Annotated in this window: 15 protein-coding genes; 8 read left to right on the top strand and 7 right to left on the bottom strand. The window is 64.7% G+C overall.

The window, feature by feature from the left end:
• Nucleotides 1-41: 41 nt before the first annotated feature.
• Entirely contained in the window at nucleotides 42-1,142 is a 1,101-nt protein-coding gene (gene apbC / locus V3388_RS15745) for an iron-sulfur cluster carrier protein ApbC (RefSeq protein ID WP_336368524.1), read from the bottom strand.
• A gap of 201 nt (nucleotides 1,143-1,343) precedes the next feature.
• Between apbC and metG the strand changes: the two genes are divergently transcribed.
• The 8 genes from metG (at nucleotide 1,344) to nth (ending at nucleotide 9,382) form a co-directional block, all read left to right on the top strand.
• Nucleotides 1,344-3,371 (top strand): methionine--tRNA ligase, encoded by a 2,028-nt coding sequence (gene metG, locus V3388_RS15740; protein WP_336368523.1) that lies wholly within the window; start codon nucleotides 1,344-1,346, stop codon nucleotides 3,369-3,371.
• Nucleotides 3,372-3,411: 40 nt separating this feature from the next.
• Nucleotides 3,412-3,993, top strand: a complete 582-nt coding sequence (gene rsxA, locus V3388_RS15735) for an electron transport complex subunit RsxA (RefSeq protein ID WP_336368522.1) — start codon at nucleotides 3,412-3,414, stop codon at nucleotides 3,991-3,993.
• 16 nt (nucleotides 3,994-4,009) lie between these two features.
• Nucleotides 4,010-4,618 carry an electron transport complex subunit RsxB gene (gene rsxB, locus V3388_RS15730; RefSeq protein ID WP_336368521.1) on the top strand — a complete coding sequence of 203 codons (609 nt, stop codon included), beginning with the start codon at nucleotides 4,010-4,012 and terminating at the stop codon, nucleotides 4,616-4,618.
• The gene (rsxC, locus tag V3388_RS15725; RefSeq protein WP_336368520.1) at nucleotides 4,615-6,225 is read left to right on the top strand and encodes an electron transport complex subunit RsxC; all 1,611 of its coding nucleotides are present in this window, start codon (nucleotides 4,615-4,617) and stop codon (nucleotides 6,223-6,225) included. Before rsxB ends, rsxC begins: the two co-directional genes overlap by 4 nt.
• 89 nt (nucleotides 6,226-6,314) lie before the next feature.
• A complete protein-coding gene (locus V3388_RS15720; protein WP_442915660.1) occupies nucleotides 6,315-7,277 on the top strand; it encodes an RnfABCDGE type electron transport complex subunit D in 963 nt (320 codons plus the stop codon).
• A complete protein-coding gene (rsxG, locus tag V3388_RS15715; RefSeq protein ID WP_336368518.1) occupies nucleotides 7,274-7,972 on the top strand; it encodes an electron transport complex subunit RsxG in 699 nt (232 codons plus the stop codon). The genes V3388_RS15720 and rsxG overlap by 4 nt, the downstream gene beginning before the upstream one ends.
• Nucleotides 7,969-8,694 (top strand): electron transport complex subunit E, encoded by a 726-nt coding sequence (locus V3388_RS15710; RefSeq protein ID WP_336368517.1) that lies wholly within the window; start codon nucleotides 7,969-7,971, stop codon nucleotides 8,692-8,694. The genes rsxG and V3388_RS15710 overlap by 4 nt, the downstream gene beginning before the upstream one ends.
• A 49-nt stretch (nucleotides 8,695-8,743) precedes the next feature.
• Complete coding sequence (nth, locus tag V3388_RS15705; protein ID WP_336368516.1) at nucleotides 8,744-9,382, top strand: endonuclease III; 639 nt, start codon at nucleotides 8,744-8,746, stop codon at nucleotides 9,380-9,382.
• Between the two features lie 76 nt (nucleotides 9,383-9,458).
• On the opposite strand, the gene V3388_RS15700 is transcribed toward nth, so the two are convergent.
• The 6 genes from V3388_RS15700 to surE form a co-directional block, all read right to left on the bottom strand.
• The gene (locus V3388_RS15700) at nucleotides 9,459-10,034 is read right to left on the bottom strand and encodes a chalcone isomerase family protein (RefSeq protein WP_336368515.1); all 576 of its coding nucleotides are present in this window, start codon (nucleotides 10,032-10,034) and stop codon (nucleotides 9,459-9,461) included.
• Between the two features lie 190 nt (nucleotides 10,035-10,224).
• Nucleotides 10,225-11,208 carry an RNA polymerase sigma factor RpoS gene (rpoS, locus tag V3388_RS15695; protein WP_336368514.1) on the bottom strand — a complete coding sequence of 328 codons (984 nt, stop codon included), beginning with the start codon at nucleotides 11,206-11,208 and terminating at the stop codon, nucleotides 10,225-10,227.
• A gap of 165 nt (nucleotides 11,209-11,373) precedes the next feature.
• Nucleotides 11,374-12,141: a peptidoglycan DD-metalloendopeptidase family protein gene (locus tag V3388_RS15690; protein ID WP_336368513.1), complete on the bottom strand. Its 768-nt coding sequence runs from the start codon at nucleotides 12,139-12,141 to the stop codon at nucleotides 11,374-11,376.
• 294 nt (nucleotides 12,142-12,435) lie between these two features.
• The gene (locus V3388_RS15685; RefSeq protein ID WP_336368631.1) at nucleotides 12,436-13,401 is read right to left on the bottom strand and encodes a DUF368 domain-containing protein; all 966 of its coding nucleotides are present in this window, start codon (nucleotides 13,399-13,401) and stop codon (nucleotides 12,436-12,438) included.
• 5 nt (nucleotides 13,402-13,406) lie between these two features.
• Nucleotides 13,407-14,063 (bottom strand): protein-L-isoaspartate(D-aspartate) O-methyltransferase, encoded by a 657-nt coding sequence (locus tag V3388_RS15680; RefSeq protein WP_336368512.1) that lies wholly within the window; start codon nucleotides 14,061-14,063, stop codon nucleotides 13,407-13,409.
• Entirely contained in the window at nucleotides 14,063-14,842 is a 780-nt protein-coding gene (gene surE / locus V3388_RS15675; RefSeq protein ID WP_336368511.1) for a 5'/3'-nucleotidase SurE, read from the bottom strand. The genes V3388_RS15680 and surE overlap by 1 nt, the downstream gene beginning before the upstream one ends.
• Between the last annotated feature and the right edge of the window lie 26 nt (nucleotides 14,843-14,868).

Raw genomic sequence — 14,868 nt, 5'->3', positions numbered from 1 at the left:
GTTTACCCCTTCGCCAGGGCCCTGTCGAAGGGACGAGCCGCTCAGTGGGCGGTCACGGAGACACTGGAAATGGTGCCGCCCAGGTTGCGCTCCCGGGTGGACAGCTCGGCGCCCACGCGGCGGGCGATGTCCCGGTACCGGCGCGCCACTTCCGAATCCGGCTCGGCCACCACCGACGGCCGGCCACTGTCGGTCTGCTCGCGGATGGTCATGTGCAGGGGCAGTTGGCCCAGCAGCGTGGTCTGGTACTCGGCGGCAATGCGCTCGCCGCCGCCGTGGCCGAACAGAGGCTCCTCGTGGCCGCAGTTGGAGCAGATGTGCACGCTCATGTTCTCGATCACGCCAAGGACCGGGATGTCCACCTTGCGGAACATCTCGATGCCCTTCTTGCCGTCCAGCAGGGCAATGTCCTGGGGCGTGGTCACGATGACCGCGCCGGTCACCGGCACCTTTTGGGCCAGGGTAAGCTGGATATCACCGGTGCCCGGGGGCATGTCGATCACCAGGTAGTCCAGCTCGTCCCACAGGGTCTGCTGGAGCAACTGAAGCACGGCACCGCTGACCATCGGGCCGCGCCAGACCATTGGCGTCTTGTCGGTGGTCACGAACGCCATGGAGTTGGCCTGCAGGCCGTGGGCCTCCATGGGCACAAAGTACTTGTTCTCCCGGGTGTCCGGACGCTTGCCTTCTGGGACCCCCAGCATCATGCCAATGGACGGGCCGTAGATGTCCGCGTCCAGCAGCCCCACACGAGCGCCCTCGGCTTTCAACGCCAGGGCCAGGTTGACGGCCGTCGTGGACTTGCCGACGCCGCCCTTGCCGGAGGCCACCGCGATGATGTTCTTGACCCCGGGCACCGCCGGCAGGTCTTTGACCACTTTGCAGGCGTGGATGCGCTGGCTGACGTCCACGTTGACGTCGGTCACGCCGTCAACGTTCTCCAGTGCGTTGCTGACAATCTGCCGCAGCGCGCCGGCAATGCCCGCAGACGGGTAAGGCAGCTCCACCGCCAGGCTCACCCGGCCGTCGGCGTCAGACGCCAGCCGGCGAACGGCGCCGAGTTCAAACAGATCCTTGTTGAGGTACGGGTCGCGGTACTCACGAACGGCGGCTTCCAGGGCCGGCTGGGGAATCTGGGTCATCGGGGGTCTCCGGAATCGGTTATGATGGTCGCCTCAGGGCACCAGCGGACAGGCGCGGCATCGCAGGTGAAAATTCGTTGGCCGGAAGGTATCATCTGTGCCCGTTTCTGACCATATGGGGTCGGCACCGGCCGCAATCAACGCGGGTGCGTTATCAGCCCCCTGGCCCATCCAGATCGACGACAAGGTTCGGACAGCATCATGACGCAAGCGAGCACGCCACAGCGCGACATTCTGGTTACCAGCGCCCTGCCCTACGCCAACGGGCCCATCCACCTCGGGCACCTGCTGGAGTATATCCAGACCGACATCTGGGTGCGTTACCAGAACCTGCGCGGTAACAACTGCTACTACGTCTGCGCCGACGACGCCCACGGTACCGCCATCATGCTGCGGGCCGAGCGCGAGGGCATTACTGCCGAGCAGCTGATCGACCGGATCCGCCAGGAACACCAGGCGGATTTTGCCGGGTTCCACATCCGTTTTGACAATTACTACTCCACCCATTCCGAGGAAAACCGGCACTTTTCCGAGTACATCTACCGCAAGCTCAAGGAAAACGGCCACATCGCCACCCGGAACATCACCCAGTTCTACGATCCGGAAAAAGAGATGTTCCTGGCGGACCGGTTCATCAAGGGCACCTGCCCCAAGTGCAAGACCGACGACCAGTACGGCGACAACTGCGAGGCCTGCGGCGCCACCTACACCCCGGCGGAGCTGATCAACCCCCGGTCCGCGGTGTCCGGTGCCACGCCGGTGGAGAAGACGTCCGAGCACTATTTCTTCCGCCTGCCGGACTTCCAGGACTTCCTGACCGAGTGGACCCGCAGCGGCACCCTGCAGCCCCAGGTGGCAAACAAGCTCGCGGAATGGCTCGACGCCGGCCTGCAGGAATGGGACATCAGCCGGGACGCGCCCTACTTCGGCTTTGAGATTCCGGACGCCCCGGGCAAGTACTTCTATGTGTGGCTGGACGCCCCCATCGGTTACCTGGCCAGCTTCAAGAACCTGTGCAACCGGGAAAACATCGATTTCGAGCACTTCTGGCGCGCCGACTCCACCGCCGAGGTGTACCACTTCATCGGCAAGGACATCATTAACTTCCACGCCCTGTTCTGGCCGTCCATGCTGCACGACGCTGGCCTGCGCACGCCCACGGCGGTCTGGGCCCACGGGTTCGTCACCGTTAACGGCAAGAAGATGTCCAAGTCCCGGGGCACGTTCATCATGGCCCGCACCTACCTGGACCACCTGAACCCGGAGTACCTGCGCTACTACTTTGCCTCCAAGCTCACTGGCAGCGTGGACGACATGGACCTGAACCTTGAGGACTTCGCTGCCCGGGTCAATTCGGACCTGGTCGGCAAGGTGGTCAACATTGCCAGCCGCTGCGCGGGCTTTATCGCCAAACGGTTCGATGGCCAACTGGGCACGGTGACCGAGACCGACAAGCTGCGGGAATTCATCGACGCGGGCGCGGAGATCGAAGGCCACTACGAGAGCCGGGAATTCGGCCGGGCCATGCGCCGTATCATGGAGCTGGCGGACATTGCCAACCAGTACGTGAACGACGAGCAGCCCTGGGTGATTGCCAAGCAGGAAGGCCAGGAGGACGCCCTGCACGCCATCTGCACCAACGCCCTCAACATGTTCCGCCTGCTGATGACCTACCTGTCGCCGGTGCTGCCCGAGACGGCCAAGGCCTCCGAAGCCTTCCTGAAGACCACGCTGGACTGGAACGGCCGGGCCGATCTGCTGGAAAGCCATGGCATTGATACCTTCAAGCCGTTGATGAACCGGGTGGACATGGCGCAGATCGAAAAAATGCTGGAGGCTTCCAAGGAAGAGCTGCCTGCCGCGACCGGGCAGCCCGCGAAAGCCGCCATCGAGCCCATCGCCGAGGAAATCGAGTTCAACGATTTCGCCAAGGTGGACCTGCGGGTGGTCAAGATTGTGGACGCCGAGCGGGTTGAGGGCGCGGACAAGCTGCTGCGGCTGACCCTGGATCTGGGTGAAGGCCAGCGCCAGGTGTTCGCCGGCATCAAGTCCGCCTACGAGCCGGACCAGCTCAAGGGCCGGATGACGGTGATGGTGGCCAACCTCAAGCCCCGCAAGATGAAATTCGGCGTGTCCGAGGGCATGGTGCTGGCGGCCGGCCCGGGCGGCAAGGACATCTTCATCCTGTCCCCGGACGCCGGCGCCACCCCGGGCATGCGGGTGATGTAACGGCCGCCGCCGGGACGGGTGCACAGACACCGGGAGCGTTATGTCGGAGTACCTGCTGATTCTCGTCAGCACCATACTGGTCAACAACTTCGTGCTGGTGCAGTTCCTCGGGCTGTGCCCGTTCATGGGCGTTTCCGGAAAACTGGAGACGGCCATGGGCATGTCCCTGGCCACCACCTTCGTGCTGACCCTGTCTTCGGTGTGCAGCTACCTGGCGTACACCTACCTGCTGGCGCCGCTGGGGCTCGAGTTCCTGCGCACCATCACCTTCATTCTCGTGATCGCCGTGGTGGTCCAGTTCACCGAGCTGGTGGTGCGCAAAACCAGCCCGCTCCTGTACCGGGTGCTGGGCATCTTCCTGCCGCTCATTACCACCAACTGCGCGGTGCTGGGCGTGGCCCTGCTGAACCTCAACAAGCATCACAATTTCGTGGAGTCCGTGCTCTACGGTTTCGGCGCCGCCGTCGGTTTTTCCCTGGTGCTGGTGCTGTTCGCCGCCATGCGCGAGCGCATCGCCGTGTCCGACGTGCCGGTGGCCTTCCGGGGTGCTGCCATTGGCATGGTCACCGCCGGGCTGATGTCCCTGGCGTTCCTGGGATTCACCGGGCTGGTGTCGGTCTGACGTTCCGGAGGCAACCATGTGGACGAGCGTGATCATTGCCGTAGGCGTGCTGCTGGCCCTGTCTGCCATCTTTGGCGCCCTGCTGGGCTTTGCCGCCGACCGGTTCCGGGTGGAAGGCAACGCCCTGGTGGACGACATTGACGCCCTCCTGCCCCAGACCCAGTGCGGCCAGTGCGGCTATCCCGGTTGCCGCCCCTACGCCGAGGCCATTGCCGACGGCGACGCGATCAACAAGTGCCCGCCGGGAGGCGACAGCGCCATCGCCGCCCTGGCGGACCTGCTCGATGTCGAGCCCCAGCCACTCGACGCCGAGCACGGCGTCGCCCAGGCACGCCGCGTGGCGGTGATCCGCGAAGACGAGTGCATCGGTTGCACCAAATGCATCCAGGCCTGCCCGGTGGACGCCATCCTGGGCGCGGCCAAGCACATGCACACCGTCATCGAACAGGAGTGCACCGGCTGCGACCTGTGCGTGGAGCCCTGCCCGGTGGACTGTATTGATATGATCACCGTCGATACGGACATCCGCAACTGGCTGCCGCCGGAGCCCGCGCTGATTGCCACGGACCGGCGCCCGTCACTCACCCAGGCCCGGAATGAGCGGCCGGAGGCGAGCCTGCCATGACACGGCTCTGGACCTTTCCCGGCGGCATCCACCCGCCCGAGCGCAAAGCCCTCTCCAATGCCCGCGCCCTACGCGTCGCTGCCCTGCCCGACCGGCTGATACTGCCCCTGCAGCAACACGTGGGCCAGCCAGCGTCAGTGCGGGTAACGGTTGGCCAAACGGTGCTCAAGGGCGACCGGCTGGCGGATCTGGACGGCGGTCGAGGCGTGCCCGTACACGCGCCGACATCCGGCACCGTTGACGCCATCGCCCAGCATCCCGTGCCGCACCCCTCCGGGCTGGATGACCTCTGCCTGATCCTCCGGCCAGACGGCGATGACCGCTGGCGTCATCGTGAACCCTGGCCCGACTATCAACGGCGAGGCCCGGAGGCGGTTCTGGCCCGTATCCGGGACGCGGGCATTGCCGGCCTCGGCGGCGCCGGCTTCCCGACGCACGAGAAGCTCACGGGCGGACGGCAGCGCCCCATTGACACGCTCATTGTGAACGGCGCCGAGTGTGAGCCGTACATCACCGCCGACGACCGCACCATGCGCGAACGGGCCGCCGACGTGGTGGCCGGCATCGCTGTGCTGCAATGGCTACTGTCGCCGGCCCGAACCGTCGTGGGCATTGAAGACAACAAACCCGAGGCCATTGCGGCTATGGCCGACGCCGCCCGCTTCGCCGGAATCGAGGTGGTGGCCGTACCCACCTTGTACCCTTCCGGAGGCGAGCGGCAACTGATCCGGATACTGACGGGCCGTGAGGTGCCCAGCGGCGGGCTGCCGGCGGAGGTTGGCGTTGTCTGCCAGAATGTGGGTACCGCGTTGGCGGTCGGGCAGGCGGTGCTGCAGGACCATCCGCTGATCTCCCGGGTCATCACCCTGACCGGAACCGCCCTTGCCGAACCCGGTAACGTGGAGGCGTTGATCGGCACGCCGGTGGCGGACCTGATGGCGGGCGCCGGGCTGCGTGCCGACAACCTGGAGCGGCTGGTGATGGGCGGCCCCATGATGGGGTTTGCCCTGGCCACGGATGCGGTCCCGGTCACCAAAACCAGCAACTGCGTGATCGCCGTGGCTCCGGGTGAGTTTGGACAGCCGGCTATTGAACAGCCTTGCATCCGCTGCGGCGAATGCGCCAGCGCCTGCCCAATGACGCTGCTTCCCCAGCAGTTGTTCTGGCACGCCAAATCCGGGGAGTACGACAAGGCAGAACACCTCAACCTGTTTGATTGCATTGAGTGCGGCGCCTGCGCCTACGTCTGCCCGAGTGCCATTCCTCTGGTGCAGCATTACCGCCACGCCAAGGGCGAGCTTCGCCAGAGGCGGGACGATCAGAAGCGGGCAGATCAGGCCCGTGAGCGCTTTGAGGCGCGCCAGGCGCGTCTGGAACGGGAGCGCCTCGAGAAGGAAAAGCGCCGGCAGGAGCGGGCCCGCGCCGCCGCTGAAGCCCAGGCCAGAAAGGCCAACGGAGCGGCCGCACCCCAACCCGACGATCGGGCCGCCAAGGCCGCTCTGGTGCAGCAGGCCCTGGCCCGTAAGCGTGCCCGGGCTGACAAAGCGGTGAACGCGCAGAAGACAGCCTCGGCCAGCCCCGGCGACCAATCGCCCACACAGGACTAACGGATGCAGCAATGGTGATGATGACGTCCCAGTCTCCCGGCTCTGTGCGGGCCCCGCACGCCCGAGGCGCCCGCTCGACGGCCACGGTGATGCGCTGGGTCATTGCGGCGTCGCTTCCGGGCCTTATGGTGCAGACCGGCTGGTTTGGCTGGGGCAACCTGATCAACGTGGTGTTCTGCGTGATCACCGCGATGCTGGCGGAGGCGGCCGTGCTGGCGCTGCGCCGCAAGCCGGTGCGGCGCACCCTCACCGATTCCACCGCCGCGGTAACCGGGCTGCTGCTCGGATTATCACTGCCGCCGTTTGCACCCTGGTGGGTCTCCCTGGTGGCGGTGATCGCGGCCATCGTTCTGGCCAAGCAGCTTTACGGTGGCCTGGGCAGCAACCCGTTCAATCCGGCCATGGTGGGCTATGCCCTCGTACTGGTGTCGTTCCCTGTGGCGATGACCACCAACTGGGCCGCCGCCGTTGGCCTTGACCAGGCCCCGGGGCTCGGCGACACACTGGCCCGGATGTTCTCAGCCCCCCAGGCGGCCCCGGACGGCTGGACCATGGCCACGCCCCTGGATGCCGCCCGCCATGCCAGTACCATCGCCGGCGCAGGCCAGGCCACCGCGTGGCTGTGGGTGAACCTGGCCTTCCTGGCGGGCGGCGTCGGCCTACTGGCGCTGCGGGTGATCCAGTGGCCCATTCCCGCGGCCCTGCTGGCGGCCCTGGCGCTTATGACGCTGATGTTCGGCAGCGCGCCGCTGTCGTTGGACGGGCTGTCGCTTCAACTGCTGTCCGGCGCCACCATGCTCGGGGCGTTTTTCATCGCCACCGATCCGGTGTCCGCCGCCACCAGCGTCCGTGGACGGTTGATCTACGGCGCCGGTATCGGCGTGTTGCTGTTCTGCATCCGCACCTGGGGCAACTACCCGGACGCGGTCGCCTTTGCCGTGCTATTGATGAATTTCGCGGTTCCAATGATTGATTACTACACGCCGCCGCGCACCTTCGGACACCGAAAAGCCGCCCGCGGCTTGTCCGGCCGCTCCGGGGAGGCGCCATGACGGAACGCGCCGCCAGCCTCAAACAGTCCGTGATCCGCAGCGCCATCGGCCTCGCCCTGTTTGCGGCGGTCACCGGCGGGGCGATTGCCGTGACCCAGTCGCTGACCGCCGACCGCATCCGCACCCAGGCCGCCAAAGCCGAGGCCCAGGCCCTGCTGGACATCGTTCCCGGCGAGCATCGGGCCGGGCGCCTGCTGCAGGACACCGTCACCCTGCCGGCCAGCCCGGCCATTGGAACCGGTGGGCCCATCATCGCCTGGGTTGCCCGGGACGGGGGCAGCCCCACCGCCATGGTGCTGCCGGTAACCGCGCCGGACGGCTACTCCGGCAACATCCGGCTGCTGGTGGGCGTTGATCCCGACGGCACGCTGCTGGGCGTACGCGTGACCCGGCACCAGGAAACGCCGGGCCTGGGAGACAAGATCGAGGTCCGGAAATCCGATTGGGTCGAGGGCTTTGTTGGCCGCTCCCTGGACAACACCACACCCAACCAGTGGCACGTCCGCAAGGACGGCGGCGTGTTTGACCAGTTTACCGGCGCCACCATCACGCCCCGAGCGGTGGTGGCTGCTGTACACAATGCGTTGCTGTACGTGCGTGACCAACGGCCGGCCATTCTGGCGCGCCTGAATGCCCCGGGCGGCCAGCCTGACGCAACAGACACCACACCGCCACCGGAGGCCTCCGACCCATGAGCGACGCCCCCACGCCCACCGCAGGGACCGTCATCCGCGATGGTCTCTGGAACAACAACCCCGCCCTGGTCCAGGTGCTCGGGCTCTGCCCGCTGCTGGCCGTGACCAGTACGGTCGTCAATGCCCTGGGCCTGGGCCTGGCCACGCTGATGGTGCTGATGGGCTCGAACCTGGCTGTCTCGCTGATCCGACACTACGTACCCACAGCGGTCCGGCTGCCGGCGTACGTGATGATCATTGCCTCGTTTGTGACCTGCGCGGAGCTGCTCATGCAGGCGTTCGCCTACCCCCTGTACCAGATCCTGGGCATCTTCATTCCGCTGATCGTCACCAACTGCGCCATTCTCGGGCGGGCGGATGCCTTTGCCTCCCGCCAGCCACCGGGGCTGGCCCTGCTGGACGGCACCATGAACGGCCTCGGTTTCCTGGCGGTGCTGATCGTGCTCGGCGGCCTGCGGGAACTGGTGGGCCAGGGAACGTTGTTGCGAGACATGGACCTGCTGCTCGGGCCGGCGGCAGCGGACTGGACGCTGACGCCCTTCGCAGACTACCCCAACGTTCTGTTCATGGTACTGCCGCCGGGAGCGTTTCTCGGTTTGGGCCTGCTGATCGCCCTGAAAAACGTCATAGACGGCCGGCTGGCGGCCCGTCCAGAACGCGTCGCCACAGAGAAAGCCGCCACCGGAGGTAAACGGGTGCGCGTTACCGGCCCGGTAGCCTGACGCGGCCCACTGATTCGTTCCGTTCAATCTGATTGCCAAGAGCACCGCCATGAACAAGCAAAAACGCACCGAGATTTTCAGCCGTCTACGGGCGGCCAACCCGACCCCGACCACGGAGCTGAACTACAGCAACGCTTTCGAGCTGCTGATTGCCGTGATCCTGTCCGCCCAGGCCACAGACGTCAGCGTCAACAAAGTCACCGACAAGCTCTATCCGGTGGCCAACACACCAGAGGCGATCCTGGCCCTGGGGGTCGATGGTCTGAAAACCTACGTGCGCACCATCGGGCTGTTCAACAGCAAGGCCGAAAACATCATCAAGACCTGCCGAATCCTGATCGAGCAACACGGCAGCGAGGTACCGCAATCCCGAGCCGAACTTGAGGCCCTGCCGGGGGTCGGCCGGAAAACCGCCAATGTCGTGCTGAACACCGCCTTCGGCCAGCCCGCCATGGCGGTAGACACCCATATTTTCCGGGTGTCCAACCGTACCGGCATCGCCCCGGGCAAAACGGTGCTGGAAGTGGAAAAACGCCTGATGCGGCTGGTGCCGAAGGAGTTCCTGCTGGACGCCCACCACTGGCTGATCCTGCACGGCCGTTACGTGTGTACGGCCCGAAAGCCAAAATGCGGCGCTTGCCCCATTGAGGATCTGTGCGAGTTCAAGGAAAAGCGGGAGTACCTGTAAGAGGCCGGGAGGCGGCCGGAGGGAGGCGGCTGACCGACACACCGGTCAGCCGGGTATTCATTCGGAGATCGGGAGATCAGTTCTTGCCCAGCATCTCTTCCTTCAGGTCTTCCTGGGCCGGCTTGTCGGACAGCCAGATGCCGAACAGCGCCTTCTTGAACGCCAGATCGCCCACGGTGTCTTTCAGCTTGCCGTTCTTCAATACGCGAACGCCTTCACCGGGCACGTAGACCAGATCAAACACGTCGCCTTCCTTGATCTCTTCCTTGAACACCGCCATGAACTGGTCGATGTCGCTCTGAACCGGCGCCAGATTGCCGTGGGTGGAGGCTTCGAAGCCCTCCAGCGTGGCCTCGCTCATGCGGTCGCTGGTGATCAGGCCGGAAATGATGTGCAGGGTGATGGCCTGGGGCTCATCGGCGTTGATGATGGCCTCGCCGTTCTTTTGCGCCTGGGGTACGTACAGCCCACCCACGTACAGGTCCATGAACCACTTGGAGCGGGTTCCCGCGCCGTTCAGGGTCAGATTCTGGTCCATCACCTGATAGGTTTCAGGAACATCCACACCTTCCACGGTGCGGGCCAAGACCGGGGCGCTCAGGGCACCGGCCAGCATTACGGAGGTCAATCCTGTTAACAGGGCCTTCTTCATAGTCCTTTCCTTTTCCATCGTTATTATTCACGTGTTTCATTCGCACCAGGCCACCGCCTACCACGCCCCGGCCCACGCATTCTAACAACGCAGCCGGTTACCCCGGCGCAAACGGGTTCTCATTTGCACATCATAAAAACGCAAACGCCGGCTCAGCAAGCTGGCCGGCGTTTGCAGGATGGAAACCGGACTATTTGAACAACACGTTGCCCGAAAGCCCTTCTTTCTCGAGGATTTCCCGCAGACGGCGCAAGGCTTCCACCTGAATCTGCCGGACCCGCTCCCGGGTCAGGCCAATCTCCTGCCCGACTTCCTCAAGCGTGCTGACCGGGTAGCCCCGCAGACCAAACCGGCGGGACAGCACTTCCTGCTGTTTGTCGCTCAGCTGGTCAATCCAGTTCTCCAGACACGAACACATGTTGTTGTCCTGGAGCAGGTCCGCCGGATCGGAAGCGCCTTCGTCGGCTACGGTATCGAGCAGGGATTTCTCCCCGCCGGCCCCGATCGGGGTGTCCATTGATGCCACGCGCTCGTTCAAGCCAAGCAGGCGCTCAACGTCAGAGACCGGCTTATCCACCATGCGGGCGATATCTTCCGCCGATGGCTCGTGGTCCAGTTTCTGGGTGAGTTCCCGGGCGGCGCGAAGGTACAGGTTCAGTTCCTTGACCACATGAATCGGCAGCCGGATGGTCCGGGTCTGGTTCATGATGGCGCGCTCGATGGTCTGCCGGATCCACCAGGTGGCGTAGGTGGAGAAACGGAAGCCCCGTTCCGGGTCAAACTTCTCTACCGCCCGGATCAGGCCCAAATTGCCTTCCTCGATCAGGTCCAGGAGCGTGAGGCCACGGTTGACGTAGCGACGGGCGATCTTGACCACCAGGCGGAGGTTGCTCTCGATCATGCGCTTGCGACCGGATTCTTCACCCTTACGCGCCAGGCGGGCGAAGTAGACTTCTTCTTCCGGGGTCAGAAGGGGTGAAAAGCCGATCTCGTTCAGGTAAAGCTGGGTGGCGTCCAGCTGCTTGTAAGACGTGAAATAACCGCTGTGCGTGGGGAAATCCGATTCCTCGGACGTCTCTTCCCTGGCGGGCTTGTCCTCCGCCAGAACCTCTTCGTCGGCATCGTCGACGTCTTCCACACGATCCATGATGATGTCTTCTTGCTCTGCTGACATGGTATTGCCCCGCCTCTCAATAATCCTGTTTGAACGCCCGATACTTCTTGTTATTGCGGGCCCCTTGCTTGCGTATGGCTTCTTCAGGACATTTGCAGTGTGCCGGCGCCAATGCCGGCTTTGTTGTTATTGTGCTCGCGGTTTTATATCAGTGCCGGGGCCGATTCACCGGGGCGGCAGGTAACCGATGGGGTCCACCGGGTTGCCGTTCTTCCGGATTTCAAAGTGCAGCATGGGACGGTTTGCTCCGCTGCTGCCCAGTTCGGCGATCACCTGACCGGCTTTTACCTCCTCCCCTTCCTGCACCAGGATCTTTCGATTGTGCGCGTACGCGCTCAAATATTGTTCACTGTGATTTACGATAATCAGATTACCGTACCCGAGCAAGCCATTTCCGGCGTAGACCACGTTGCCGCCTGCGGCGGCCCGGACCGGATCGCCCGGCTGACCGGCAATGTCGATGCCTTTGTTGACTTTTCCGGATGTCGAATATTTTGCAAGTATGGTGCCAGTGTGGGGCCACCGCCAATTGATCGCCGCCACCGTCTGCGTCCGCTTCGCCAGGGCCTGCCGGGTGTCGGCCGGCCGGGTCACCACCGGGCGGGATTCCGTCTGCCGGGTCGTGCGGGCCTGGCCGGCCGGGGCCCGTGACGGATGGCTATTGCTGGCAGTCTGCCCGGAGGATGTGACGGTTCCGCGAACATCCAGCCGCAGGACCTGCCCCGGCTTGATGGTCCAGGGCGGGCGCAGACCGTTGGCCCGCCCCAGTTCCCGGTAGTCCCGACCATACTGCCAGGCGATGCCATACAGGGTTTCGCCCTGCTGGACCACGTGTCGGCCCCAGTAAACCGGCGGGTTGTAGAGGTCGTCCTGGTAAAGGGCCGCGTTGTTGCAGCCCTGGAGCATCAGCACCAAAACGACCAGCAAACCCATCGACAGGCGCCGATTCGGTGCAGGCTGATGGGGGATGAAGGAGGCACAGGCGGAGCCTGAGGCACCAAAGGGGAGCCGCGGATAAGCCGGTCGGACGGTGGACCCTTGCCCACGGATAGGTTTCACAGAGATAAAACCGCCCCTTTATAGAAGAAATCCGTCTTTCACGGACGGCGATGCCAGGCTGTTTCTGAACTTTCGGAAGTAAGCACCTAATTTATTGCACATTTAACGTCGCAATCCAACCCGCCGTCCGGCCGCCGGTGTTACCTCAGAACACAACCAGAGTGTGCGTCAGGTAACACTTTTCCGCTGACCCAGCCACTCGATGGCCAGGACAAGGCCCAGGCCCAGCAGCATCATCAGCAAGGCAAGGCCGATCTCGGGGCTGTGGCCGGTCACCTGTTCGAAGGCGCCAGGCCAGACGTTCAGCTCGGTCAGGGGCACCTGTTCGCCGGCGTGATTGGTGCGCCAGGTGAGCACCTCTTTCCACGGCCAGACCTTGTTCAATGCGCCAATCATGAAGCCGGTGAGCAGCGCCATGACAGCATCATGAAAATGCCGAAACGCCCAGGTAATGAGGCGAGCGATGGACAACAGACCCACCAGACAGCCGCTGGCAAACAACACCAGAATGGCAAGGTCCGCGGACTTGACGGCGTCGAGCACCGGCCCATACATACCGATCATCAGCAGGATGAAACTGCCGGAAATGCCGGGCAGGATCATCGCGCAGATGGCCAGCGCACCGGCGCCGAAAAACACCAGGGGCGACGGCGCTACCTGGCTGGCGGCCATGGTGGTGACCCACCAGGCCGCTGCAATGCCCGCCAGCAGCGGCAGCGCCAGGCCACCACGCCAGCGGATCTGGCGCCCCACGTGCCAGATGGACGCGAGGATCAGCCCGAGGAAAAAGCTCCACACCAGCACGGGATACTCCGCGAGCCCGTAGGTGATCGCCGATGCCAGGCTGACAATGCTGGTGAGGATGCCCGCCAGCAAGGCCACCAGAAAGGTGCCGTCGATCGCGGTCCAGAAGGCCCCGGGGCGACCCCGGAGCAGGTGCCGGAACACCGCCACAGGCACCGCACTGATCGCCGCCAGCAGCCGGAAGTAAATGCCGGAAATAAAAGCAATGGTGCCTCCGGAGACACCGGGCACCACGTCGGCGGCGCCCATGGCAACGCCCCGGAGATACACGGCGGCGGGGTGGTGGTGGCGCTCAACGCCGTCGCTTTCGGTTTCCGGGGTTACGGCCATATCAGTCAACGGACAACGCCTCCAAGCAGGGGAACAAAACGGACCGGCTCAAGTTCACGACGTTCGAAGGCGTCGCCGTGCCGGGTGACCTCAACCAGGACCTGATGCTCATCCCCGACCGGCGCGATCAGAACGCCGCCGTCGGCGAGCTGGTCCAGCAACTCATGGGGGATTTCCGAGGGCGCGGCGGTCACGATGATGCCGTCAAACGGTGCCTTCTCCGGCCAGCCCATGCCCCCGTCGGCGTGGCGGAGCATGGCGTTGCGCACCCCCAGCTGGCGCAGGCGATCCCGGGCTCGGTCCTGCAACGGTTTGATCCGCTCGACGCTGTAGACCTCGGGGAACAGCCGGCACAGCAGCGCGGTCTGGTAACCGGAGCCGGTGCCCAGCTCCAGCACCCGACGGGGCTGGTGCTGCTCCAGAAACTCGGTCATCCGGGCCACAATGTAGGGCTGTGACAACGTCTGGCCGTAGCCGATGGGCAGGGCCGTATCCTCATAGGCGCGATGGGCCAGCGCCTCGTCCAGAAAAATGTGCCGGGGCAGATCCGCCATGGCATCCAGCACACGCTCCGAGGCAATGCCCGCCTCCCGGAGCCGCTGGATCAGCCGCATGCGAGTGCGCCGGGAAGTCATGCCGATGCCCTGCAACTGTGCGCTCATTAGCTACGCCCTTCTGGCAACGCGGCGCCGAGAGACGCCGCTTCGGCCCACTCTTGCAGCGACACCAGGGCGTCGTGCCGGGTCATGTCGATGTGCACGGGGGTCACCGAGATATAGCCCTCGCTGACCGCGTGAAAATCCGTGCCTGGGCCCGCGTCACCACCGGCACCGGCGGCGCCGATCCAATAACGCTGGCGGCCCCGGGGGCAGGTCACCGGAATCGCGCCCTCGGCCCGTTCCCGGTGCCCCAGGCGGGTGATGCGGAAGCCGGCGATGTGCGCCCAGGGGCGATCCGGTACGTTCACGTTCAGGATGGTACGGGGGCCAAGCTGGGGCGGCGGGTCCTGCTCCAGCAGAAGCCGAACCGCCCGGGCGGCCGTGTCGTAATGGAAGTGACCGTCGTTCACCAGGGAGACAGCAATCGCCGGCAGGCCAAGATGCCGGCCTTCGGTGGCGGCCGCCACGGTGCCGGAATAGATGATGTCATCGCCCAGGTTGGCGTGCGTGTTGATGCCGGAAATCACCCGGTCAAAGGGGACATCGAACAGGCCATTGACGGCAAGATGCACGCAGTCGGTGGGAGTGCCATCCACCGAGCGGAACCCGTTCGGGTGGGTTTCCACGGTCAGTGGTCGGTTCAACGTCAGCGCGTTGGACGCGCCGCTATGGTCCCGGTCCGGGGCAACCACGTCCAGGTGCCCAAGGCCCGCAAGCCCTTCATACAGGGCAACCAGCCCCGGCGAGTGGACGCCATCATCGTTGGACAACAGAATTCGCACCGTGTTCTCCGCTAGCAGTTCGTTCG

The organism is Marinobacter sp. C2H3 (genome assembly GCF_037080155.1).
In the GTDB taxonomy this organism is placed as follows: Bacteria; Pseudomonadota; Gammaproteobacteria; order Pseudomonadales; family Oleiphilaceae; genus Marinobacter.
The sequence above is the reverse complement of the archived record's forward strand: the minus strand, read 5'-3'. Positions and strand labels throughout refer to the sequence as shown.

Excerpts from the sequence above, each read along its gene's own strand:
- apbC (WP_336368524.1), bottom strand. The coding sequence starts at position 1,142 with ATGACCCAGATTCCCCAGCCGGCCCTGGAAGCCGCCGTTCGTGAGTAC.
- metG (WP_336368523.1), top strand. The coding sequence starts at position 1,344 with ATGACGCAAGCGAGCACGCCACAGCGCGACATTCTGGTTACCAGCGCC.
- rsxA (WP_336368522.1), top strand. The coding sequence starts at position 3,412 with ATGTCGGAGTACCTGCTGATTCTCGTCAGCACCATACTGGTCAACAAC.
- rsxB (WP_336368521.1), top strand. The coding sequence starts at position 4,010 with ATGTGGACGAGCGTGATCATTGCCGTAGGCGTGCTGCTGGCCCTGTCT.
- rsxC (WP_336368520.1), top strand. The coding sequence starts at position 4,615 with ATGACACGGCTCTGGACCTTTCCCGGCGGCATCCACCCGCCCGAGCGC.
- V3388_RS15720 (WP_442915660.1), top strand. The coding sequence starts at position 6,315 with ATGCGCTGGGTCATTGCGGCGTCGCTTCCGGGCCTTATGGTGCAGACC.
- rsxG (WP_336368518.1), top strand. The coding sequence starts at position 7,274 with ATGACGGAACGCGCCGCCAGCCTCAAACAGTCCGTGATCCGCAGCGCC.
- V3388_RS15710 (WP_336368517.1), top strand. The coding sequence starts at position 7,969 with ATGAGCGACGCCCCCACGCCCACCGCAGGGACCGTCATCCGCGATGGT.
- nth (WP_336368516.1), top strand. The coding sequence starts at position 8,744 with ATGAACAAGCAAAAACGCACCGAGATTTTCAGCCGTCTACGGGCGGCC.
- V3388_RS15700 (WP_336368515.1), bottom strand. The coding sequence starts at position 10,034 with ATGAAGAAGGCCCTGTTAACAGGATTGACCTCCGTAATGCTGGCCGGT.
- rpoS (WP_336368514.1), bottom strand. The coding sequence starts at position 11,208 with ATGTCAGCAGAGCAAGAAGACATCATCATGGATCGTGTGGAAGACGTC.
- V3388_RS15690 (WP_336368513.1), bottom strand. The coding sequence starts at position 12,141 with ATGGGTTTGCTGGTCGTTTTGGTGCTGATGCTCCAGGGCTGCAACAAC.
- V3388_RS15685 (WP_336368631.1), bottom strand. The coding sequence starts at position 13,401 with ATGGCCGTAACCCCGGAAACCGAAAGCGACGGCGTTGAGCGCCACCAC.
- V3388_RS15680 (WP_336368512.1), bottom strand. The coding sequence starts at position 14,063 with ATGAGCGCACAGTTGCAGGGCATCGGCATGACTTCCCGGCGCACTCGC.